Origin of the sequence: Polaribacter sp. 11A2H (assembly GCF_011379025.1) — a bacterium.
Taxonomy (GTDB): Bacteria; Bacteroidota; Bacteroidia; order Flavobacteriales; family Flavobacteriaceae; genus Polaribacter.
In genome coordinates, this window is sequence record NZ_WTLD01000003.1 from 386,372 (window position 1) to 407,633 (window position 21,262).

General features: G+C 29.3%; 24 protein-coding genes. 9 read left to right on the plus strand and 15 right to left on the minus strand.

Annotation, left to right across the window (positions count from 1 at the left end; all coding sequences use genetic code 11):
- Positions 1-916, plus strand: a 916-nt coding sequence (gene metG / locus GQS58_RS17135) for a methionine--tRNA ligase subunit beta (RefSeq protein WP_240914565.1), incomplete at its 5' end; no start/stop codon positions are given.
- Positions 917-1,378: 462 nt separating this feature from the next.
- On the opposite strand, the gene GQS58_RS06065 is transcribed toward metG, so the two are convergent.
- From GQS58_RS06065 to GQS58_RS06100, 8 genes are all read right to left on the minus strand, one after another.
- Positions 1,379-3,595 (minus strand): xanthine dehydrogenase family protein molybdopterin-binding subunit, encoded by a 2,217-nt coding sequence (locus GQS58_RS06065; RefSeq protein WP_166383882.1) that lies wholly within the window; start codon positions 3,593-3,595, stop codon positions 1,379-1,381.
- Between the two features lie 20 nt (positions 3,596-3,615).
- Positions 3,616-4,077 carry a (2Fe-2S)-binding protein gene (locus GQS58_RS06070; RefSeq protein WP_166383884.1) on the minus strand — a complete coding sequence of 154 codons (462 nt, stop codon included), beginning with the start codon at positions 4,075-4,077 and terminating at the stop codon, positions 3,616-3,618.
- Between the two features lie 233 nt (positions 4,078-4,310).
- Positions 4,311-4,757: a hypothetical protein gene (locus GQS58_RS06075; RefSeq protein WP_166383886.1), complete on the minus strand. Its 447-nt coding sequence runs from the start codon at positions 4,755-4,757 to the stop codon at positions 4,311-4,313.
- Between the two features lie 91 nt (positions 4,758-4,848).
- Positions 4,849-5,700: a universal stress protein gene (locus GQS58_RS06080; protein WP_166383888.1), complete on the minus strand. Its 852-nt coding sequence runs from the start codon at positions 5,698-5,700 to the stop codon at positions 4,849-4,851.
- A 274-nt stretch (positions 5,701-5,974) separates the two neighbouring features.
- A complete protein-coding gene (gene hpf, locus GQS58_RS06085; protein ID WP_166383890.1) occupies positions 5,975-6,277 on the minus strand; it encodes a ribosome hibernation-promoting factor, HPF/YfiA family in 303 nt (100 codons plus the stop codon).
- 480 nt (positions 6,278-6,757) lie between these two features.
- A complete protein-coding gene (locus GQS58_RS06090; RefSeq protein ID WP_166383892.1) occupies positions 6,758-7,600 on the minus strand; it encodes a universal stress protein in 843 nt (280 codons plus the stop codon).
- A gap of 91 nt (positions 7,601-7,691) precedes the next feature.
- Positions 7,692-8,741, minus strand: a complete 1,050-nt coding sequence (locus GQS58_RS06095; RefSeq protein WP_166383894.1) for a response regulator — start codon at positions 8,739-8,741, stop codon at positions 7,692-7,694.
- Positions 8,738-9,979: a PAS domain-containing sensor histidine kinase gene (locus tag GQS58_RS06100; RefSeq protein ID WP_166383896.1), complete on the minus strand. Its 1,242-nt coding sequence runs from the start codon at positions 9,977-9,979 to the stop codon at positions 8,738-8,740. Before GQS58_RS06100 ends, GQS58_RS06095 begins: the two co-directional genes overlap by 4 nt.
- A 136-nt stretch (positions 9,980-10,115) precedes the next feature.
- On the opposite strand from GQS58_RS06100, the gene GQS58_RS06105 reads away from it, so the two are divergent.
- From GQS58_RS06105 to GQS58_RS06120, 4 genes are all read left to right on the plus strand, one after another.
- A complete protein-coding gene (locus GQS58_RS06105) occupies positions 10,116-10,523 on the plus strand; it encodes a hypothetical protein (protein WP_166383898.1) in 408 nt (135 codons plus the stop codon).
- Between the two features lie 85 nt (positions 10,524-10,608).
- A complete protein-coding gene (locus GQS58_RS06110) occupies positions 10,609-11,493 on the plus strand; it encodes a DnaJ C-terminal domain-containing protein (protein ID WP_166383900.1) in 885 nt (294 codons plus the stop codon).
- A 2-nt stretch (positions 11,494-11,495) separates the two neighbouring features.
- Positions 11,496-11,792 carry a chaperone modulator CbpM gene (locus GQS58_RS06115; RefSeq protein WP_166383902.1) on the plus strand — a complete coding sequence of 99 codons (297 nt, stop codon included), beginning with the start codon at positions 11,496-11,498 and terminating at the stop codon, positions 11,790-11,792.
- A gap of 196 nt (positions 11,793-11,988) precedes the next feature.
- On the plus strand, positions 11,989-12,450 hold the full coding sequence (locus GQS58_RS06120; protein ID WP_166383904.1) for a pyridoxamine 5'-phosphate oxidase family protein: 462 nt from the start codon (positions 11,989-11,991) through the stop codon (positions 12,448-12,450).
- A gap of 79 nt (positions 12,451-12,529) precedes the next feature.
- Here GQS58_RS06120 and GQS58_RS06125 read toward each other — a convergent pair whose 3' ends face one another.
- Positions 12,530-12,865, minus strand: coding sequence for a single-stranded DNA-binding protein (locus GQS58_RS06125; RefSeq protein ID WP_166383906.1), 336 nt, complete (start codon positions 12,863-12,865; stop codon positions 12,530-12,532).
- Between the two features lie 178 nt (positions 12,866-13,043).
- Between GQS58_RS06125 and GQS58_RS06130 the strand changes: the two genes are divergently transcribed.
- On the plus strand, positions 13,044-13,586 hold the full coding sequence (locus GQS58_RS06130) for a GNAT family N-acetyltransferase (RefSeq protein ID WP_166383908.1): 543 nt from the start codon (positions 13,044-13,046) through the stop codon (positions 13,584-13,586).
- The gene (locus GQS58_RS06135) at positions 13,576-13,926 is read left to right on the plus strand and encodes a hypothetical protein (RefSeq protein WP_165731465.1); all 351 of its coding nucleotides are present in this window, start codon (positions 13,576-13,578) and stop codon (positions 13,924-13,926) included. The genes GQS58_RS06130 and GQS58_RS06135 overlap by 11 nt, the downstream gene beginning before the upstream one ends.
- 206 nt (positions 13,927-14,132) lie before the next feature.
- Here the strand turns inward: GQS58_RS06135 and GQS58_RS06140 are convergent, their stop codons facing one another.
- The 6 genes from GQS58_RS06140 to GQS58_RS06165 all read right to left on the minus strand — a co-directional run bounded on the left by GQS58_RS06140 (position 14,133) and on the right by GQS58_RS06165 (position 19,735).
- Complete coding sequence (locus tag GQS58_RS06140; RefSeq protein ID WP_166383910.1) at positions 14,133-14,603, minus strand: CBS domain-containing protein; 471 nt, start codon at positions 14,601-14,603, stop codon at positions 14,133-14,135.
- 899 nt (positions 14,604-15,502) lie between these two features.
- A complete protein-coding gene (gene pyk / locus GQS58_RS06145; RefSeq protein WP_166383912.1) occupies positions 15,503-16,930 on the minus strand; it encodes a pyruvate kinase in 1,428 nt (475 codons plus the stop codon).
- A gap of 2 nt (positions 16,931-16,932) precedes the next feature.
- Entirely contained in the window at positions 16,933-17,382 is a 450-nt protein-coding gene (locus GQS58_RS06150) for an IPExxxVDY family protein (protein WP_240914566.1), read from the minus strand.
- 112 nt (positions 17,383-17,494) lie between these two features.
- Positions 17,495-18,232, minus strand: coding sequence for a ribonuclease III (rnc, locus tag GQS58_RS06155; protein ID WP_166383916.1), 738 nt, complete (start codon positions 18,230-18,232; stop codon positions 17,495-17,497).
- A gap of 6 nt (positions 18,233-18,238) precedes the next feature.
- Positions 18,239-19,492, minus strand: coding sequence for a beta-ketoacyl-ACP synthase II (fabF, locus tag GQS58_RS06160; RefSeq protein WP_166383918.1), 1,254 nt, complete (start codon positions 19,490-19,492; stop codon positions 18,239-18,241).
- 6 nt (positions 19,493-19,498) lie between these two features.
- Positions 19,499-19,735, minus strand: coding sequence for an acyl carrier protein (locus GQS58_RS06165; RefSeq protein ID WP_004569249.1), 237 nt, complete (start codon positions 19,733-19,735; stop codon positions 19,499-19,501).
- Positions 19,736-19,906: 171 nt separating this feature from the next.
- On the opposite strand from GQS58_RS06165, the gene GQS58_RS06170 reads away from it, so the two are divergent.
- Positions 19,907-20,479, plus strand: a complete 573-nt coding sequence (locus tag GQS58_RS06170; protein ID WP_166383920.1) for a phosphoribosylglycinamide formyltransferase — start codon at positions 19,907-19,909, stop codon at positions 20,477-20,479.
- Positions 20,472-21,107, plus strand: a complete 636-nt coding sequence (locus tag GQS58_RS06175) for a viroplasmin family protein (RefSeq protein ID WP_166383922.1) — start codon at positions 20,472-20,474, stop codon at positions 21,105-21,107. The genes GQS58_RS06170 and GQS58_RS06175 overlap by 8 nt, the downstream gene beginning before the upstream one ends.
- Positions 21,108-21,262 lie beyond the last annotated feature (155 nt).

Genomic DNA, 21,262 nt, shown 5'->3' on the forward strand with positions numbered 1-21,262 from the left:
AAAAAAAAAAAAAAACAACAACGAATTGGTTGCTATTTTTGGTAACTTTATTAATAGAGTTGTAGTTTTAACAAACAAATATTACGAAGGGATTGTACCTGCTGCAAATGATTTTACAGAAGTAGATGAAGATGTTTTAGCTGCTGTAAAAGAGTTTCCGAATATTATTGGAAAATCTATTGAAAGATATCGCTTTAGAGAAGCAAGCCAAGAATTAATGAACTTAGCTAGACTTGGTAACAAGTATTTAGCGGATGAAGAGCCTTGGAAAGTGATTAAAGTAGACGCAGAACGTGTACATACAATTATGTATGTTGCTTTGCAAATTTCTGCAGCATTGGCCGTAGTTTCTAAACCATTTTTACCGTTTACTTCAGATAAATTAAAAGGAATTTTAAATATTGATGATGCCCTTTCTTGGTTAGATATTACCGAAAAAGATGTTTTATTACCAGCAACGCATCAAATAAACAAAGCCGAATTGTTGTTTTCTAAAATTGAAGATAAAACGATTGATGCTCAGGTTGAAAAATTAGAAGCAACTAAAATTGCTAACGAGCAAGAAAATAAAGTTTTAGAGCCTCAAAAAGAAACAATTGAGTTTGAAGATTTCACCAAGCTAGATATTAGAATTGGTACTATTTTAGAGGCAGAAAAGGTTGCAAAAACTAAAAAACTTTTAAAATTAAAGGTTGATGTTGGTATTGATACAAGAACTATTGTTTCTGGTATTGCAGAAAGCTTCTCTCCAGAAGATATTATTGGTCAGCAAGTTTCTGTTTTGGTAAACTTAGCACCAAGAAAAATTAGAGGTGTAGAAAGCCAAGGAATGATTTTAATGACAGATACACCAGATGGTAAACTTGCATTTGTAGAACCTACAAAAGCAGTTAAAAACGGACAACAAGTTAGTTAACACAAGCTTATTTATATAATAAAAAAAGTCGCTTAAAGCGACTTTTTTTTATGGTATATCTTTCCTACAAAGATAGAAATCACATAATACTATTCTTTTTTAAAGTTTTAAATAAGAAAGAAAATGCTATTTTAATTTTAAAGGAAGTTTTTTTATATAAAATAGATTTTTATTCATAAATTACACTTATAGTTCAACTATTTATCGATAATTACAAACAGCTCAAAGAACATTTTCTTCACCTTAACTAATTAAAATACTTAATATCAAACAATTAACTAATTTAGCAGAACGTTAATATAATCCCTATAAAATATTAGAGAAGTAACATGTTAAGAAATCCCTATACTTTTTAACAAATAAAAGTTACCCTCACTTTTGTTAAATCGCTAAAACATTCATTTGTTTTTAGCGATTTTCATTTTTATCAAAACTCAATTTTAATTTAATATTGCTAGTAAGTTAGCCTAAAATAGTGCTCTTTTTTAATTCGTTAATAAAAGGCTGTTTATAAATTCTTTTTCCTAAAGCTACGTTAATAGCGTTAGCAACAGCACCACCAGCAGGAGGTAAACCTGGTTCTCCTAACCCTGTAGGCGATAAATCATTTTGTACAAAATGCACCTCTACTTTTGGCGTTTCTTGCATTCTAATTAAACGATAGGTATCAAAGTTTTTAGCATTGGGTTTTCCGTCTTTAAAAGAGAAATCTGCATACATGGCATGCCCTATTCCGTCTAAAACACCACCTTCTACTTGGTTTCTTGCACCTGTAGGGTTTACAACAATACCACAATCTACCGCAACAATTACTTTTTTAACAACAGGTAGCCCCTCTTTTAATACAATTTCTGCAATTTCGGCAACATGTGTATTATGGCTATAATAAGCAGAAAAACCTTGGTAAACACCTTCTTCTTTTTTACCCCAATTTCCCTTTTCTCTCACTAATTTAATAGTATCTTCCATTCTTTGCCCAGAATATTCTATTTTTTCATCTGTAGTTCCTTTTACATTCTGTAATAAATCTAAACGTAATTGAATGGTATCTACATTTAATTCTGATGCTAATTCATCAAAGAAACTTTGTTCTGCAAACGCTAAAAAGTTTGTATAAGGCGCTCTCCAAGCTCCCGTTGTAATGTTGCTATTATAACTGGCCGTTTCTACTTTATAATTAGGGATGCATCCTGCGGGAAAAAAATTAGGAATTAATCCATACATATTTACATTTACAGCAGCTTCTTTTAAATGATAACCAGTTACTTTTCCGTCTTTTAAAGCGGCTTTTATTCTATATTTTACAGCAGGTTTGTAAACACCTGTTGTCATATCATCTTCTCTAGTAGAAACCAATTTAACAGGTTTTTTAATGGCATTAGATATTTCTGCAGCTTCATACACAAAATCTGCGTACAATCTTCTACCAAAACCACCACCCATTCTGGTCATTTCTAACGAGATTTTTTCTACATCAAAATCTAACAAATCTGCAACTACTTTTGCTGCAAATTCTGGTGTTTGTACAGGTCCTGCTAAATGTATTTTTTCTGATGTAACATCAGCATAAAAATTCATAGGTTCCATACAATTGTGTGGTAAAAAAGGTGAATGATATGTTTTTTCTATCACTTTATCTGCAGATGCAAAAGCCTTTTTTATATCTCCATCTTCTCTTCTTATATCTAGTTTTTCTCCGTCTAAAATATCCGTTAAAACTACATCATGGTTTTCTGTAGATTCTAATTTACTATCTACTTTCCAAACTGCAGTAATTGCTTTTTTACCTTTTATTGCTGCCCAAGTATTTTCTGCAATAACCACTACTTTATCTGTTTCAGACATGGTAAATGTCCAGTTTTCTTTACCAGACGCAATATACTTTCTTACTTTATCTCCAATTGTAATAACATCAATTACACCTTTTACTTTTTTTGCGGCTGTAGCATCAAAACTTTCTAATATTTGCCCGAAAGCTGGTGGTCTTAAAACAGTTGCAATTACCATTGCATCTGTTTTGTAATCTAATCCAAAAAGTGGTTTTCCGGTAATAATTTTATCAATATCTACATTTACAATTTCTTGACCAATAATAGTATAATCCTTAGCCTCTTTTAATTTTACATTCTCTGGCACTTCTAATAATGCTGCTTCTTTTACAACATCTCCATAGCCTAATGTATCTCCATTTGCATTGGTTATAATTCCTTTTGATGCTTTACACGTACTTGCATCTACATTCCATTTTGCAGCAGCAGCATTTACCAACATTTGTTTAGTAGTTGCTCCTGTTTGTCTTAAAGCATCCCAACCAAAGCGAATAGATTGACTTCCACCAGCCAATTGTCTGGTAAAATTATTAGTGTCTAGATTTCCTTGAGCAACGTTAACTTTACTCCAATCTACATCTAACTCTTCTGCAATAAGCATTGGCATTGCTGTTTTTACACCTTGCCCTATTTCTGGATTTGGTGAAAAAATAGTGACATAGCCGTCATCAGAAATTTTAATAAACGCATTAAAATCATTAAAGTTTAAATTTTCAATATCTACAGGCATTACTGCTTCTGGCTTGCAAGCTGTTAGTAAATTAAACCCAATTAATAAACCACCACTTGCTAAAACTGATGCCTTTAAAAAGTTTCTTCTGCTAAAATTATTCTTTGATATAGATTCCATTTTGTGAAGTAGTTTTATGATTAAGACATTTTATTTGCAGCAACTTTTACTGCTTTTTCAATTCTATTATAAGAAGCACATCTACAAATATTACCGTGCATGGCCTCTCTAATTTCTTCTTCTGAAGGGTTTTTGTTTTCTGATAAAAATGCAGAAGCAGTCATTATTTGTCCTGCTTGGCAATATCCACATTGTGGTACATCAATCTCTTTCCAAGCTTCTTGTACTGGGTGTTTTCCATCAGTAGACAATCCTTCTATAGTAGTTATTTTTACATCATCTAAAATAGAAACTTGCATTTGACAACTTCTTGTTGCAACACCGTCTATATGAACTGTACAAGCACCACATTGTGCAATGCCGCACCCAAACTTTGTGCCTACTAAATTGAATTCATCTCTTAAAATCCATAACAATGGTGTGTCTGCATCTGCAGATACTTTACGTGCTGTTCCGTTAATATGAAGTGTATAATTTGGCATAGAAAGTCTGTTTAAAATTAAAGTTGGAAGTTACAAAAAATTACTTTTGTTATTTTAACTAGATCTTAAATGAATATGTTTTAGGATTACTTTAACAAAAACACATCACAAACAGTTAATTACAAGCGCTTTGAGTCGTAAATATTAGTTTATATAAAAAAATAATCCGCCCTAAAAAGGGCGGATTCAACTTTTACAAATCAATTTTACACAGCTTTATCTTACTATTTTACTTATTCTACATCTATAATTCTTTTTTGTTTTTCTACTTTTTTGATCTTTTTTAAAGTATCAAATAAATTTAGTTTAAACTCTCTGTGTTCTTTTAAGTGATTTTTAAATAAAATAAGAAGTGTTTTATGTTCTTTCTTATAAGCTTCTTCTTTAGATACATTAATTCCATCAATTAGAACCTGAAGACTATTTTCATGTTTTCTAACCAATTGAATTAACTGATTATTGATTTTTATAGAATTACTTAATTTTTCTATAGTTTCTTTACTTTTAGCGTAAGGTTGAAAATCGATTAGTTGAAGGGTATTCCATTTTATTAAGTCTTCAAAAAAAAGATATTCATCATTTAAAAACTCTAGCTCTAAACGCCACTCTTTAGAATCATTATGCATTTCTTCTGCACTTAACCACTCTATATAGTTTGTATTTACATGTTTTATTTTCATAATAAATAGTATTAAATTCTACTCTATAAAATTTACCTACCACTAATTTACCTTAAAAAACAAGCTTATAAAATGATTAATATCATCTAAATTAGTTTGTTTTTTCTCCTGAAGGAATTACTAAGAAGGGTACATTTAGGTGAAAACCTATTTGACTAATTGTTGATTTAAAAAATAGATTTTCGAAAAAAGAATGCTTATTATTAATCATAACTAATAGATTAATTCGCATTTTTAATTGAAATTCAGAAATTGCTCCTGTTACACTTTGGTTGCTTACACTATAAAATAAATGGGTAACATTTTTTAATATTTTATTTAATTTTTGTTGATTTTCTAATTGATTTTTAGATAAATCATCGCCATAATTAGTGTTTATAATATTTACTTTAGAATTATTAGAAAGGGCAATATCTACAATTTGTTCTACTTGTTTTTCATTAAAAGAAACTTCATAATCCGAAGGAAATAATATTTCATTAGGAGCTTCAAAAGCATAATTACTTGGTATTGCCAACACGGGGCATTTTGCATTTTTAATAATATGCACGGTGTTAGAGCCAAATAAAATTTCTGTTAAACCCGTTGCTCCTTTAGTTCCCATTACAATAAGATCCATTACATGTTTTTTATGCAACTCTTCTATCTCATTTGTTAAAGTATTAAATGAAGCTACTTTACGATACGTGTGATTTGGGTTTTTAAATTGACTTTCAATTTTTTGTTGAAGTTTATTAAGTTCTATCTCTGATGTGTTTTTTACTACATCAATTAAATTAAAACCTTCAACATCTGGGTTCATATACTCTACATCATAAATTACTGGTGTATACGTATTCATTATAAAAAAATTACATTTTTCATCCTTCAACAATTGAATTGCATATTGAATTGCATTCCATGAATTATCGGAAAAATCTGTAGGTAAAAGTATATTTTTCATGATTCTTATTTTTAATAAATTCTAAATTACATATCCTATTTCATGATTACCAAGAAGGAAGGTTTAGATATAGGCTTATTTTATCTGTATGGTTTTAAAATAGAATATTGTATTTTTTTTAAGTATAAAATGAACCTCTAAATTTCTTAGATTCTCCTTAGTAAAGAGTTAAATATCTATCAGAAAGATAAAGCACATTTGTTGCAGAATTATTATCAGACTAAAAAAAGTCTTTATTAGCCTGATAATAATTTAACCGAGCATTTATCTGTCTTTACAAATAAGGTTTTGTAATTGCTTTTCTCTTATTTAATTGTTTTTCTAAATCTGAAATGGTGTTTTTAACAGCAAGTTCGTAATTTTTTTCATTAGAAGAAGCAAATAATCTTGGTCCTGGTGCACTTAATTCTATTTCACAAATTACACCTTTGTTTTTAGAATCGTTTTCTTTTTTAAAAAACACATTTGCTTTAATAATTGTTTCGAATTTTTTAACCAAACCATCTAGCTTATTTTCAGTATAAGCTTCCATCGTTTCACTTGTAGACATGTTAACAAATTGAATATCCATTTTCATCTTTATGGTGTTTTTAGTTATTAATAAAAAAATTATTGAAACCTATCGTTTCGTATGTAGTTCTAAGATAATCCATTTTAATTAAATTATTATAATAGCATATGCAATATTTAATAGATACAAACCTATTAGAAAAAGTAGTGTATATACTGCCTGTACAAATCTAATATTTACAAGTTTTAACCAATGTATGGTTCGCTTCGGAATACTAAAGAGCGATAATCCTATAAGTAATGAAGACCAACCAATTAGGGTAATTATAAGTTTCCAATTAGGCTCCCAAATGTTATGGAATAGAATATTTATCAACCCAATAATAATGGCTAAAAAAGAAAAAATAATCAGAAATTTTTGATCTTCTAAATCATTAAATATTTGCCTAATCCTTTTAGGATTAAAGCTTAGTATAACGAAAAAAATAAGTAAATAATAACCCCAAAACTTTGCTAAAAAAATTGAATTATCCATAACATATTGTTTTTATTCATGCAGTACTAAAAAAGGAACATCGGTGTGATAGCTTATTTCCGTTACTTTGGTATGAAATAATATTTGCTGAAAATAATTAAGGTTTTTTGCCACCATAACAATCATATCTATATTTCTACTATTTACAAAACATTGCACAGCATCTTCTACTTTTTTATTTGTTAAAAAATGAAAACTATGTATGTAATTATAGAGGTAATCTTCTAATAATTCTTTACTTTTTTGCTGATCTTCATTTAAAGCAGTCACTTTTTTACTGATATTTAAAACCCGTAAAGACGATTTTTTTTCTTCTAAAATTTCTGTTATCGGCTCTAAAATCTGTAATTCATTACATAATGAAAAATCGGTAGGAAACGCAACCTCTTCAATTTTCTTAAATGTAGCATTTTCTGGCACAACTAAAGTTGTACATTTTACCTTTGTAATAACATCTCCCGTATTACTCCCAGTAATATAGCCCGGAAAACCACTAGCTCCTTTTGTACCCATAACAATAACATCTATTTTTTTTTTATCTACATGCTGTCTTATAGATTCTATAAAAAAATTATCGTCTGTTAAAGTATAAAATTTATGATTTTTGTTATTATTAAAATTTATTGCTATTTTTTGCTGAAGTTCTTTTAGTTGTTTTTTTGCATTTTCTACATTTACATCTATTACAATTTCTTGCGTATCATCATATAAATAATCGTCTATTACAACGTTATTTAATCGATTAACATGTAACAAATAAAAATGGCACGTAGTGTGCTTATAAAAGTTTAAAGCATACTCAATAGCATTCCAAGAATTGTCTGAAAAATCTGTAGGGAGTAAAATAGCTTTCATTTAAATTCATCTTTTATATAAAAGACAAATTTATTGCTACAATACTTTTTAAAAAATGATATCGGTCATATTGACCTTATTTGCTTTCTTTTTAGCAAATTTCTTTAAGTTTCTCTAAGTCTAAAATTCTAATAGTTCTACCTTCTATTTCTATTAAACCTTGTTTCTTAAAACTAGACATTGTTCTTATTAACGTTTCTGTTGCAATACCGGCAACACTTGCTAAATCGTTTCTAGAAATTTTTATATGATCTTCTGGTTTTCTATTTAACTTTTCTGCAAACATTAAAATTGTTTTAGCAGTTTTTTTACTCACAGAACTATACGCCATTTGCAAAAGTTGGTCCTTTACAACTGCCAAGTCTTCTGTTAACAATTCTATTAACTCTAATGTTACTTTATGGTTTTTATTTAAAACACCTGTTAATGTTTTTTTAGAAAGCCCTACTAATTCGGTTTTTTGAATTGCCGTTGCAGATTCTTGATATGCTAAATTTTGAGAAAAAGAAGTATAACCAAACAAATCATCTTCTTTATATAAAGCAGTTGTAAGTTGTTTTCCTTGTTCATCTAGCTTATGGCATTTTATAAGTCCTTTATTTATTAAATAAATATAATTAGAGTTATTCCCTTCTTTATAAATGCTTGCATCTTTTAAAAAAGTAAAAGTTTCTCCATTATCTTCAAAATAATTTTTTAAGTCATTAAGACTTCTAATGTCTTCTACTTCTTCTGGTATTACTACTTTGGTTTCTCTACGATCTTTTAGTATCGCTGCTTTTGCCAATCTACTTTCTATAGCACTTATTAACTCATCTTCATTAAAAGGCTTGGTTATATAGTCGTCTGCTCCTAAATCCATTCCTTTTCTAACATCTCTTCTTTCTGTTTTTGCTGATAAAAAGATAAACGGAATGTGTTGGGTTATTTCGTTATTCGTTAAAGCTTCTAAAACACCATAACCATCTAACTCTGGCATCATGATATCACAAACAATAATATCTGGCACCATTTTTTTAGCTAATTGTACTCCTATTTTACCGTTAGCAGCACTCGTAACTTCATAGTTTGATAATTCTAAAAGTTCTAATGTGTTTTCCCTTAAAACTACATCATCTTCAATTAATAGTATTTTTTTCATATTGCTTTGTTAATAACCTTCAATGTAAAAGTAGATCCTATATTCTCTTCACTTTCAAAAGTAATCGTTCCTCCTAAATTTTGTAAATGACTTTTAATAATATTTAAACCAATTCCGGTTCCTTCCGTTAATAATGCATTTTCTGCTCTAAAATAACGGTTAAATATATTTTTTTGATCGGCTTTAGGAATACCAATTCCATGATCTTTTATTTTAATAGTAGTAACTGTATTATCTTGCTTTATTTTAATATCTATTTCAGAATTTTCTGGCGAGTATTTAATAGCATTGTTTATTAAATTAGATAATGCCAAGGCGATGGTTTTTTCATCTTGTGTTAAAGAAATTTCATCTATATCTTCTGGATATTTAATTCTTTGGCCTTCTTTTAAAAGCATGTTTGCATTATAAATTACCTCATCTACAACCTTACTTAATCTAAACGTATGAAAGTTGTAATTTATCTTACCCGTTTCTAGCTTTTCTACCGATAAAAAATCATTTAAAATATTATTTAAATAATGTACTTTATTGGTAATGGTTTCTAAATGCTTATCTCTTTTTTCTTGTTGTTCTGCCAATTTATATTTCCCTAAAAGCATTGTAGACGTTAAAATACCACTTAAAGGTGTTTTAAACTCATGAGAAACTAACGATAAAAACTTCGTCTTCAATTCATTAAGTTCTTTTTCCTTTTTTAAAGCATCTTTAATTTTAGTCTCTGCTTCTATTCTTTTATGGTTTTCTTCATCTAATTCAATGTTTACAACCTTTAATTCATGAACTGTTTTACTTAATTCTTTTGTTCGCTCACAGACCTTTTTTTCTAACTCATTATTTAATTGATGTATTTCTTCTTCTTGTTGCTTTCTAACAGAAATATCGATTACCAGAGCCATTATAAAAGTTTGTCCATTAATTTGGAACGGATTTAAACCTGCCTCTAACGGAAAAATAGCGCCATTTTTTCGGGCTCCATACAAGTCTCTCCCGTTGCCCATCTGCCTTTTTTCTTTGTTCTTCATAAAACCCTTAAAATGGGCTCCGTGACCTGCGTGATAATTTTTAGGGATTAAAATATTAAGTGGTTTATTTATGAGTTCTTCTGGGTTATAACCAAACATTCTCTCTACAGATGAATTTACAGAAACTATGTTTTGTTTATCGTTTACTACAACAACTCCCTCTGATACAGCCTCAAAAAGCACATTAAAAACATCCCGATCTTTACTTAGCATTTGGTAATAAATTATCTAATTAAACAAAGATTAAAAATACTACATTTTATATTGAAATTATAACATTTTATGACTAATATCATAATTATGTAACTCATAATTATATAACTTTACTCATATTCATAAATTCTTAATTATGAAACCATCACAAAACACAATTATTTCTTTTTATGAAAACTTAGGTAAATTATTTTTCGCAATTGCAGCTGCAGATAACATTGTAGAAGAAGTAGAATTTAATGTTTTAAAAAAAATAGTAAAAGACAAATGGACTAAAATAGATCCTGTAGATGATGATTTTCATTCGGATGCAGCCTATCAAATAGAAACTGTTTTCGATTGGTTAAACAATGAAAGTTTTTTAAATTCAGAAACTTGCTACAATGAGTTTATCGATTTTAAAAAAGAACATCCTTCTTTATTTACCAAAGAGATAAAAAATCTAATTATAAAAACAGCAACCAAAATTGCTGCTTCTGTTGCAGATTTAAATAAATCTGAATTAAAATTGGTTGCAAAACTAAGTTTAGAACTTGAAAAATAATAAATTTAAGTAGTATTTTAACTAAGTTGTTGTTCACAACCAAATTAAAAAAAATACGTATATTACTTTTTAAACACCTTAATTGATGGCTTCTATAGATTATTATAAAATTTTAGGAATTACCAAAAGTGCTTCTGAAGCTGATATTAAAAAAGCTTACAGAAAATTAGCACGAAAATACCATCCAGATCTAAACCCGAATGATAAAACTGCCGAAAAGAGCTTTAAAGAAATTAACGAAGCAAATGAAGTTTTAAGCAATCCAGAAAATCGTAAAAAATACGATGCATATGGAGAGCATTGGCAAAACGGAGAAGCTTACGAACAAGAAAAACAAAGACAGCAAGAACACCAAAGTAGGTCTCAAAGTAATCAAGGTGGGTATTCTCAAGAAGATTTTTCTGATATGTTTGGTGACATGTTTGGTGGTGCTTCTTCAGGAAGAAGAACGAATGCTAAATTTAGAGGGCAAGATTACAATTCTGAAATTCAACTAAATTTAAACGATGTTTACAAAACACAAAAACAGGTAATTACTGTTAATGGAAAAAACATTAGAATTACAATTCCGGCTGGTGTAGAAAACGGACAAGTAATCAAAATAAAAGGGCATGGAGGAAAAGGTGTAAATGGTGGTCCGAATGGCGATTTATACATTCAGTTTTCTATTGTAAATAATACAAAATTTAAACGAGACAAAGACAATCTTTATATTGATGTAGATCTAGATTTATATACCGCTCTTTTAGGCGGACAATTAACGGTTGATACTTTTGATGGAAAAGTAAAACTAACCATTAAGCCAGAAACAGAAAACGGAACCAAAGTAAAGTTAAAAGAAAAAGGATTTCCTAAATATAAAAAAGAGGGGCAGTTTGGAGATCTATATATCACTTATCAACTTAAAACACCAACTAAATTAAACGAAAAAGAAATAGCATTAATTAAAGAATTACAAAAACAACGCTAAATATGGAAACTCAAAATTTAATATCTATTCAGCAGTTTTGTGCCCACTACAGCATTCCTACAGCTTTTATAAATGAATTAAAAGAGTATGAATTAATAGAGGTTATTGTAGAAAATGATGATCATTATATTAAAGTTACTCAAATAACAGAAGTTGAAAAAATGATTCGTTTGCATTATGATTTAAACATAAACTTAGAAGGTGTAGATGTAATTTATAACTTATTAAACCAAGTAGATTCTTTAAAAAAAGAAATAACCAATTTACAAAATAAACTCAGGTTTTACCAAAACGAATAAAATTCGAAAATAATTTCTTGTAAAAAAGAGTTCCTTATTTCAGCTTTTATACTTCATCTTTTAAGATTTTTAACACATCTAAACCTTATAATTTAAAATCTATAATAGTTAAAAAATCATTAAACTGATATATATCATATTTTATCTAATTAACTTTAATTAGATTAGGTACTTGTTTTAACTAAAAACCAGCATCATGACAACTAATTTAAAAGAGAGTGAATGCATAAACATATTAGAAAATAACTATATAGGGCAACTGAGCTATATTTATATAGAAAGACCTTTTATTGTACCCATGACCTATTTTTTTGACAAGAAAAAAAGCATTGTTGGCTATTCTGAAGAAGGTCATAAAACAAAGGCAATGAGAAATTATAGAAAAGTTTCTCTACAGGTTTTAGAAAAAGCAGACGGCAATACGTGTAATTCTGTATTAGTGCATGGTGTCTATGAAGAACTATCTGGTTCTGTAGCAAAAAAATATTTGCACGATTTTACCGAGGGTATTAAAGCACTAATTTTAAAAAAGGAACACAGAGATTTGCATTGTATCAGCGATTTCTCTAACAAAAGTACCCTTAAAAAAATTCCAATTGTTTTTAGAATTACAGTCAATGAAATGACAGGTAAAAAAATTACAAACAAAAGTTCTTAATTCTAACAACGTAAACATCTAATTTAAAAAGACCATCTAAAAAGTTCAATACTTTCTAGACAGCCTCTTTCTATGTAAATTATTTAGCTCCCAAGAGCAATAATTCATTCACCATAATTTCTGTAATATATCTTTTTTCTCCTTCTTTAGTATCATAAGATTTATTTGTTAACTTTCCTTCAACCGCAATTTCTTGCCCTTTATTTACATAGTTTTCTACTACCTTAACCAAGCCACCAGTAATAACAATATTATGCCAATAAGTACGCTCTACTTTATTACCTGCTTTGTCTTTGTAACTGTCATCTGTAGCCATAGAAAATTTAGCCATTTTATTACCATCTTTAAAAGTTACTATTTCTGGATCTTGCCCCAATCTACCAATTAACTGTACTTTGTTTCTTAACGTATTCATAAGATAAGTTTTTATGCATTTTTATGGAATGCAGATTTATAATTTGTTTTTGTCAATTCGTTTTGACTCTGCAAAGTTGCGACACCATTGCAACTTTATTCGGTTACAAAACAATTACTTTCGGTTGTAATTACTTGTAGTCGTTTGTAAACGGATAAAAATTAAGTATATTTACCTTATGAAATTTCATTTAGAAACAGAAAGACTACTTCTTAGAGAATTTAGAATAACTGATGTAGAAGGAATGTTTGAGTTAGATTCTAACCCAAAAGTTCATAAATATTTAGGGAAAAAGACAATTAAAACGAAAGAAGAAGCAAAAAGAATGATTAAATTTATTCTAAAACAGTATAAAGAAAATGGTATTGGTCGGTTTGCTGTTATAGAAAAATCTTCAGGTAATTTTATAGGTTGGTCTGGTTTAAAACTAAATAAAGGAGCAAAAGAAAGCTTAAATGGTTTTCAAGATTTTATTGATATTGGCTATCGCTTCATTCCGAAATATTGGAAAAATGGATACGGTTTAGAATCTGCCATTGCTTGTTTAGAATATGGTTTTAAAACCATGAACTTAGACATTATTTATGGTGCTGCAGAAATTGGAAATATTGGTTCTAATAAAATTTTACAAAAAATTGGTTTGCAATTTGTAAACGAATTTAAAGAAGATAATGAGCTGGTAAATTGGTACGAACTAAAGAAAGAAAACTATGGAAAGTAGAAAATGTTTAGAGTGTGATGAAGTTGTTAAAGGTAGAATTGATAAGAAATTCTGTTCAGATTATTGTAGAAACGCGTACAACAATCGTGTTAACAAAGACAGTAAAAACCTCATTAGAAATATTAACAATCGACTTAGAAAAAATTACAAAATTTTATCAGAATTAAATACAACCGGTAAAACAAAAGTAACCAGAACCAAATTGTACGATAAAGGATTCGATTTTCAGTTCTTTACCTCTATTTACAAAACAAAAACTGGAAATACTTATTTTTACGTTTACAATGAAGGTTATTTGCCTTTAGAAAATGAGACTTTTTTATTAATTAGAAAAGAGTAAAAGCTAATATTAATTGCAACCTTACGTTATACTTAAGCTTTTATAAAAATTGAAGGAGAAATTACTGTTAAAAATATTACAAAGTGGAAAAGCTTAAAAGAACCCATAGAAGGCTATTCGTATTCTAAAATAGCCGAACTAGAAAGTTCTGATAAACAAAAATTAATTATTACAGATTTACCAAATATTAAATCTAAAAAAAGGTTTTAACTATTCCAGGTATTACCTTTTACACTTATTGCAGCTTTTAACACATCGGTTTGACTAATTTGACCAATTAATTTTCCGTTATCTACCACAGGAAATCTTCTTCTGTGAGAACTAATAAATTTGAAAGCTGCATCAAAAATATTCGTGTTTTTATCAATCGTATCAACATCAGTTACCATATATTTACCTACCGTATTGTTAACATCAGAAGGCATATTGTAGTATTTACTTTCAGAAATGTGTTTAATACAGTCTGTTTCAGAAATAATACCAATCAATTCATTTTGATCATTTACAACAGGTCCACCAGAAATTTTATGTGTAATTAATTGTACAATTACATGATCTAACGTATCCTCTGCTTTAAAAGTTATCAATTTTTTGGTCATATAATCAGACACTAAAATTTGTGCATCCTCTTTTCCCTGACTTGTATCTCTTTTTCCTTGAAAGCTTTTAATTGCCATAGTAATTTTATTTTTTGGTTCTCTTAAATTTACTGTTTTTTCTGTTTTATGCAACAATTACATAAAGTTTTTTTTTATTTCATACTTTTATAGATACTTATTTATCAAATAATTAAACGAAAAACTTTTCTTCTCTTATATCTGTACTTATAATTTTTTAGAGTTATGTATTGAAGTTTTTCTAATTTAAAACCTACATTTTATCGAGACAAAAAACATCAAAAACTGTATTTTTAATTAAAAATGCGCTGTTTCATTTAAAAAATAATACCAAACGATGTCCATTTAACCATTTTAGAGAAAAAAGAAAATATTAATAGATTCAATTTTAAAAGGTTAATGCCTTTATACGGGTTGTACTATTATCTGGTAGGTTTTCTTCTTGCTTATGGAAGCTACTTTTACTCCTTTACACTCTATATAAAGCCATTTTAAAGAGTTTTATTCATAATGTATATAAGTATGCAACTGCATTTGTATTTTTAAGTCTACGGGTATTATTTAAGATTTATAAATATATTATTAATCAAAAAAAAAAAATGATTTTACTAATTGCACTAATTGTAATTTGTTTAATTATTAATTTCTTTATAAAAAGATGTTTAAAAGAAATACAGATAATTAGGCTTCCTTTTGTTTTAAAGAATAACAAATAGCAACCAAACAAGTTTAGCCCTGATTGAAACGGCATCCTTTTTAATACCTTGCTAAGCAAGTGAAATCTATTTTAATTAAGAGATTGCCATAGTTTATAAAAAAGAAAACTGCGCAATGACATATTAAAAAGATACAGTGGAAAGCAGGAAACAGCTTCTAAAGAAACTATACTTTTAAATTTAAAGCAAAAAAAAGCATCCTGATTTCTCAAGATGCTTTATAAAATATTATTTTATAGGTATTTATTCTATTTCAGAAACTCTTAAAGTGTTCACCATTCCTTTAGCCTCAACTGGCATAGAAGTAAGGTTAATCATTAAATCTCCTTCTTTAACAAATCCTTTTTCTTTAGATATTTTGTTAATATCTACAACAGTATCATCTGTACTTAAGTTTTTATCGTAATAAAAAGCTTTAACACCCCAAAGTAAGTTTAGTTTTCCTAAAATTCTTCTTTCTGATGAAAATGCTAATATTTTAGCTTGTGGTCTCCATGCTGAAATTTGGAATGCTGTATAACCACTATTTGTTAAAGTAGAAATTGCGGTTGCATCGATATCATTTGCCATTAAAGCTGCGTGATGACAAACTGATTTTGTTATAAATCTATTTGTTCTAATATGTGGTGCTTCATGTGGTACTTTAATCATTCTAGAGTTTTCAACTGCTTTAATGATTTCAGACATTTTCTGAATTACTTTTAAAGGGTGTTTCCCTACAGAAGTTTCTCCAGATAACATTACTGCATCTGCTCCATCCATAATAGAATTGGCAACGTCATTTACTTCTGCTCTAGTTGGAACAGGGTTATCAATCATTGTTTCCATCATTTGAGTTGCAATAATTACAGGAATTCTTGCTCTCTTTGCACGTCTTACTAATTTCTTCTGAATTAATGGAACGTCTTGCATAGGAATTTCTACTCCTAAATCTCCACGGGCAACCATTAAACCATCACAAAAAGGAATTAAAGCGTCTATATTTGCAACTGCTTCTGGTTTTTCAATTTTAGCAATTACGGGTACTCTATAATCTGAATGCTCATCGATTAAATCGCGTAACATTCTTAAATCTTCTGGTGTTCTTACAAAAGAAAGTGCCATCCAATCTACGTTTAAGCCTAAAGCAAAAACGGCATCTTCTTTATCTTTTTCTGTTAAAGCGGGTAAAGAAATAGCTGTGTTTGGTAAGTTTACTCCTTTTTTAGAATGTAAAGGTCCACCAACTATAACTTTTACAACAACTTCTTTGTCTTTATCTGTAGAAACTACTTCAAAACGTAATTTACCATCATCTACCATAATGTTTTCACCAACTTTTACGTCTTTAGGAAAACGTTGGTACGTCATAAATGCTTTTTGGTTGTTACCAATACACTTTTCTGTAGTAAAAGTAAAGAAGTCTCCATCTTTTAAGATGACATTTTCTTCCATAACTCCAACTCGAAGTTTTGGTCCTTGTAAATCTGCTAAAATTGCAACATTAAAGCCTTCTTCTTCATTAATTTCTCTAATTCTTAGCACATTTTGTTTTACAACTTCGTAATCTGCATGAGAAAAATTAATTCTAAAAACGTTGACACCTGCAATTGCCAACTCTTTCATCTTTTCTTTAGTGTCTATTGCTGGACCTAAGGTTGCAACTATTTTTGTTTTTTTGTAGTCTTTCATGTTTAAAATATTAAAAAGTCTTTAGACTTTAAGGTGTTTTTATCTATTGAATATGCGGTAATTACATTATCAATACTTTTAATACTATTTATAGTTTTCATAACAAACTCATACTCTGAATCTCCAGAAATTTTTAAAAAAAAATCTACTTTTTTCTTTTCTGGAATGAGGTATGTTATTGTTTCTGATGTTAATAACAATGCGTTAGATGCCGTTTGGTTTTCAGTTTTATAACTATTCGCTATTAAAAACCACTCGTAATCATATTCTATATTTTCATAATTATATATAGAAAAAGAGGCTGTCTTTTCTTCTATAACAAATTCTAAATCTTCTTTTGCTTTATAAAACCTGGTATTTAGGTTTTTATTTAATAAGTAGGCAAGTTTATAATCTTCTAATGTAGAATGGATTCCTATTAAAGAATATTCTTCTTCGCAAAAATCGTCCATTTCTAAAGCGTGTACCTGCATAGATAATAACTAATACTCGTTTTTATGAAAAACAAAATTACTAATTGTTTACGAACTTTACCGTTAATTTTAACGAAAACGTTATCGTGAGTTAGCCTATATTAATTTGTTTTTGAAATGCAAAGTAGACTCTTTTAGATGCTTGCTCTTCTGCTTTTTTCTTAGAAGTAGCTCTACCCTTGGCTATTTGCTCTCCATCGATACTAATCTTTACACTAAAATGTTTGATTGCCTCGTTACCAGAATCTTCATACGTTTCAAAAGTATATTTCTTCTTTTGTTTCTGACACCATTCTATAATAAGCCCTTTGTAACTTGTAATTTTTCCTTCTAGCTTTTCAATGTCTACATAAGGAACAATTACATTTTCGTAAATAAATTTCTGGCAAGTATTGTAGTTTTTATCTAAATAAATAGCGCCTACTAATGCTTCAAAAATATTACCATGAATATTATCACCAACGTTAGATTGATCTATATTACTTTTTACAAAACGTATTAAGTTTAAGTCTTTTCCTAATTCATTTAAATGCTCTCTACTAACAATTTTAGAGCGCATTTGTGTAAGATAACCTTCACTACCTGTAGGTACTTTTTTGTATAAATAAGATGCAATTACAGATCCTAGAATAGAATCTCCTAAAAACTCTAAACGTTCATAATTAATAGGTATTCCTTTACTATCTAGCATTTGCACAGATCTATGTGTAAATGCTTTTTTGTATTTATTTATTCTTCTAGGAGAAAAATTAAGTAGTTTTTTTAATTCGTTGTATAATTGTGCATCCTCTTCATTGTGAGGTTTTACTATTTTACGAATAAAATTCATAGAGTATTATTCATCTAATTTTTTAAATGCAACACATGCATTATGCCCACCAAAACCAAAAGTATTACTCATAGCAACGTTAATCTCTCGCTTTTGAGCTTTATTTAAAGTTAAGTTTAATTCTGGATTGATATTTTCATCTACATTAACATGATTAATTGTTGGTGGCACAATGCTATGTTTCATTGCTAAAATAGCAGCAATAGATTCAATAGCTCCTGCAGCACCTAACAAGTGACCTGTCATAGATTTTGTAGAATTAATATTAATGTTTTTAGCATGTTCTCCAAAAACCGCAGAAATAGCTTTCAATTCTGCAACATCTCCTAAAGGAGTAGAAGTACCATGTGTATTAATATGATCTACATCTTCTGGTTTAATACCTGCATTTTCTAAGCAGTTATTCATTACAGCAATAACACCAATTCCTTCTGGGTGAGGTGCCGTCATATGATAAGCATCAGAAGACATACCGCCTCCAATAACCTCTGCATAAATTTTTGCTCCCCTTGCTTTTGCATGTTCGTAGCTTTCTAAAACCAAAGCACCGGCTCCTTCTCCTAATACAAAACCATCTCGTTCTGCATCAAAAGGTCTAGACGCTGTTTCTGGACTTTCGTTTCTTGTAGATAAGGCATGCATGGCATTAAAACCACCAACACCAGAAATTACAACTGCAGCTTCAGAGCCACCAGTTACAACAACATCACAAGTACCTAAACGAATATAATTTAAAGCATCTATCATTGCGTTTGCAGATGATGCACATGCAGAAACTGTAGTATAATTTGGCCCCATAAATCCATTTTTAATAGAAATATTTCCTGGCGCAATATCTGCAATCATTTTTGGGATAAAAAATGGGTTAAATCTTGGTGAACCGTCTCCAGCTCCAAAATTTATAGCTTCGTTTTGAAAAGTTTCTAAGCCTCCAATTCCTGCTCCCCAAATTACACCAACGCGTAATTTGTTTAATTTTTCTAGATCAAAATTCGCATCTGCAATTGCTTCATCTGAAGCAACCATTGCATACTGCGTAAATGGATCCATTTTTCTAGCGTCCTTTTTATTAATAAAGTCCGTTACCTCGAAATTTTTTAATTCACATGCAAAACGAGTTTTGAACTTGGCAGCATCAAACCGCTTGATAGGTGCTGCACCGCTAACTCCGTTAACTAAAGCATTCCAATACTCTTCAATATTATTACCAATTGGCGTAAGTGCGCCAAGTCCAGTGACTACAACTCGTTTTAACTGCATATAAATTTACTTTTTAGCTTCTTCAATATAGCTTACTGCTTGACCTACTGTTCCGATGTTCTCTGCTTGATCATCTGGTATTTGAATATCAAATTCTTTTTCGAATTCCATAATTAATTCAACAGTATCCAAAGAATCTGCTCCTAAATCGTTTGTGAAGCTAGCTTCTGTTGTTACTTCGTTATCGTCTACGCCTAATTTGTCTACGATAATAGCTTTTACTCTTGATGCAATGTCTGACATAATTTTGTGTTTTTTAAAATTTTAATCGTGGCAAAAATACAAATCTTAGCAATTAAAACTAATTTTTGCCGCGAAAATGATGTTTAAAAGTAAAGAAAAATATTTAATCTTCACTTAAAATAATCTATTTGTTAATAATTATTCTTTTTTTTGTAGCTTAGAAATGAAGTTATGAAGCGTATTGTTATTTTTGCATCTGGTTCTGGAACGAACGCAGAAAACATTATTAAATTTTTTAATCATACTAAAACCGCTAAGGTTACTACTGTGCTATGTAACAATGAGCATGCCAAAGTATTTGATAGGTGTAAAAAATTAGACATCAAATGTTTACATTTTAAAAAAGAAGCTTTTTTTACTTCGGATGAAATTCTAAACCTATTAAAAGAGCAGGCAGATTACATAGTTTTAGCAGGTTTTTTATGGAAAATTCCAACCAAAATTATCGATGCTTTTCCTAATAAAATCATCAATATTCACCCTGCATTATTGCCAAAATATGGCGGAAAAGGGATGTATGGAATGAACGTTCATAAAGCCGTAAAAGAAAATAAAGAATTAGAAACTGGTATTACAATTCACTACGTAAATGCCAATTATGATGAAGGCGCCATCATTTATCAGGCAAAAACTGCCTTAAACGAGGAAGATTTACCCGAAAAAATTGCAGAAAAGATACATATTTTAGAGCAACGTTACTTTCCGAGAGTAATTGAAGATGTAATTTTAGCTATAAATGAGTAAAAAAAAGTTTTATGTAGTTTGGAACGGACACAGAAAAGGAGTTTTTACGTCTTGGAAAGTCTGTAAAAAGCAAATTGATGGTTTTGAAGGTGCGCAATACAAATCTTTTGCAGATTTAAATGAAGCCGAAATAGCTGCAACCAAAAATTATGCAGACTATGTTGGTAAAGACACTAAAAAGAAAACGTTATCATCAACAGAAAAAGAAAAAATTGGAAGACCTATTTTAGAAAGTATTTCTGTAGATGCTGCTTGTTCTGGAAATCCTGGTAAAATGGAATACAGAGGCGTTTTAACGCATAATAAGCAACAAATTTTTATAAAAGGCCCATTTGCTAGAGGAACTAACAATATTGGTGAATTCCTAGCTCTAGTGCACGGAATTGCTTTATTAAAGAGCAAAAACAAAGAAAATATTCCTATTTATTCCGATTCTAGAATTGCCATGAGTTGGGTAAAACAAAAAAGATGCAAAACCAATATGCATTTTGATGCTTCTAATAAAGATTTATTAGAGTTGATAAAAAGAGCTGAAACTTGGCTGAAAAATAACACCTATAAAAACCCAATTCTTAAATGGGAAACCAAAGCTTGGGGAGAAATTCCTGCAGATTTTGGGAGGAAATGAATTAGAAGCCCATCCCAACCTTCCCAAAGGGAAGGAGCTAACTTGTTTGTAAAAATTATTTGTTGATAACATAAAATTGAACAAGCAAATTGTCATTTCGACGATAGGAGAAATCTCATAACAGTGATAACAAACAAGTCTTAAAAAGCATTATG

Bases quoted from the DNA above. Each gene is read 5' to 3' on its own strand.
- GQS58_RS06095 (WP_166383894.1), bottom strand. From the start codon at position 8,741: ATGAAAAAAATACTATTAATTGAAGATGATGTAGTTTTAAGGGAAAAC.
- GQS58_RS06140 (WP_166383910.1), bottom strand. From the start codon at position 14,603: ATGGCAATTAAAAGCTTTCAAGGAAAAAGAGATACAAGTCAGGGAAAA.
- GQS58_RS06105 (WP_166383898.1), top strand. From the start codon at position 10,116: ATGAAACCATCACAAAACACAATTATTTCTTTTTATGAAAACTTAGGT.
- GQS58_RS06130 (WP_166383908.1), top strand. From the start codon at position 13,044: ATGAAATTTCATTTAGAAACAGAAAGACTACTTCTTAGAGAATTTAGA.
- rnc (WP_166383916.1), bottom strand. From the start codon at position 18,232: ATGAATTTTATTCGTAAAATAGTAAAACCTCACAATGAAGAGGATGCA.
- GQS58_RS06065 (WP_166383882.1), bottom strand. From the start codon at position 3,595: ATGGAATCTATATCAAAGAATAATTTTAGCAGAAGAAACTTTTTAAAG.
- GQS58_RS06100 (WP_166383896.1), bottom strand. From the start codon at position 9,979: ATGCTAAGTAAAGATCGGGATGTTTTTAATGTGCTTTTTGAGGCTGTA.
- GQS58_RS06150 (WP_240914566.1), bottom strand. From the start codon at position 17,382: ATGGACGATTTTTGCGAAGAAGAATATTCTTTAATAGGAATCCATTCT.
- GQS58_RS06125 (WP_166383906.1), bottom strand. From the start codon at position 12,865: ATGAATACGTTAAGAAACAAAGTACAGTTAATTGGTAGATTGGGGCAA.
- GQS58_RS06080 (WP_166383888.1), bottom strand. From the start codon at position 5,700: ATGAAAAATATACTTTTACCTACAGATTTTTCCGATAATTCATGGAAT.
- GQS58_RS06090 (WP_166383892.1), bottom strand. From the start codon at position 7,600: ATGAAAGCTATTTTACTCCCTACAGATTTTTCAGACAATTCTTGGAAT.
- GQS58_RS06165 (WP_004569249.1), bottom strand. From the start codon at position 19,735: ATGTCAGACATTGCATCAAGAGTAAAAGCTATTATCGTAGACAAATTA.
- GQS58_RS06115 (WP_166383902.1), top strand. From the start codon at position 11,496: ATGGAAACTCAAAATTTAATATCTATTCAGCAGTTTTGTGCCCACTAC.
- GQS58_RS06175 (WP_166383922.1), top strand. From the start codon at position 20,472: ATGAGTAAAAAAAAGTTTTATGTAGTTTGGAACGGACACAGAAAAGGA.
- GQS58_RS06075 (WP_166383886.1), bottom strand. From the start codon at position 4,757: ATGAAAATAAAACATGTAAATACAAACTATATAGAGTGGTTAAGTGCA.
- GQS58_RS06070 (WP_166383884.1), bottom strand. From the start codon at position 4,077: ATGCCAAATTATACACTTCATATTAACGGAACAGCACGTAAAGTATCT.
- hpf (WP_166383890.1), bottom strand. From the start codon at position 6,277: ATGAAAATGGATATTCAATTTGTTAACATGTCTACAAGTGAAACGATG.
- GQS58_RS06110 (WP_166383900.1), top strand. From the start codon at position 10,609: ATGGCTTCTATAGATTATTATAAAATTTTAGGAATTACCAAAAGTGCT.
- GQS58_RS06170 (WP_166383920.1), top strand. From the start codon at position 19,907: ATGAAGCGTATTGTTATTTTTGCATCTGGTTCTGGAACGAACGCAGAA.
- GQS58_RS06120 (WP_166383904.1), top strand. From the start codon at position 11,989: ATGACAACTAATTTAAAAGAGAGTGAATGCATAAACATATTAGAAAAT.
- pyk (WP_166383912.1), bottom strand. From the start codon at position 16,930: ATGAAAGACTACAAAAAAACAAAAATAGTTGCAACCTTAGGTCCAGCA.
- GQS58_RS06135 (WP_165731465.1), top strand. From the start codon at position 13,576: ATGGAAAGTAGAAAATGTTTAGAGTGTGATGAAGTTGTTAAAGGTAGA.
- fabF (WP_166383918.1), bottom strand. From the start codon at position 19,492: ATGCAGTTAAAACGAGTTGTAGTCACTGGACTTGGCGCACTTACGCCA.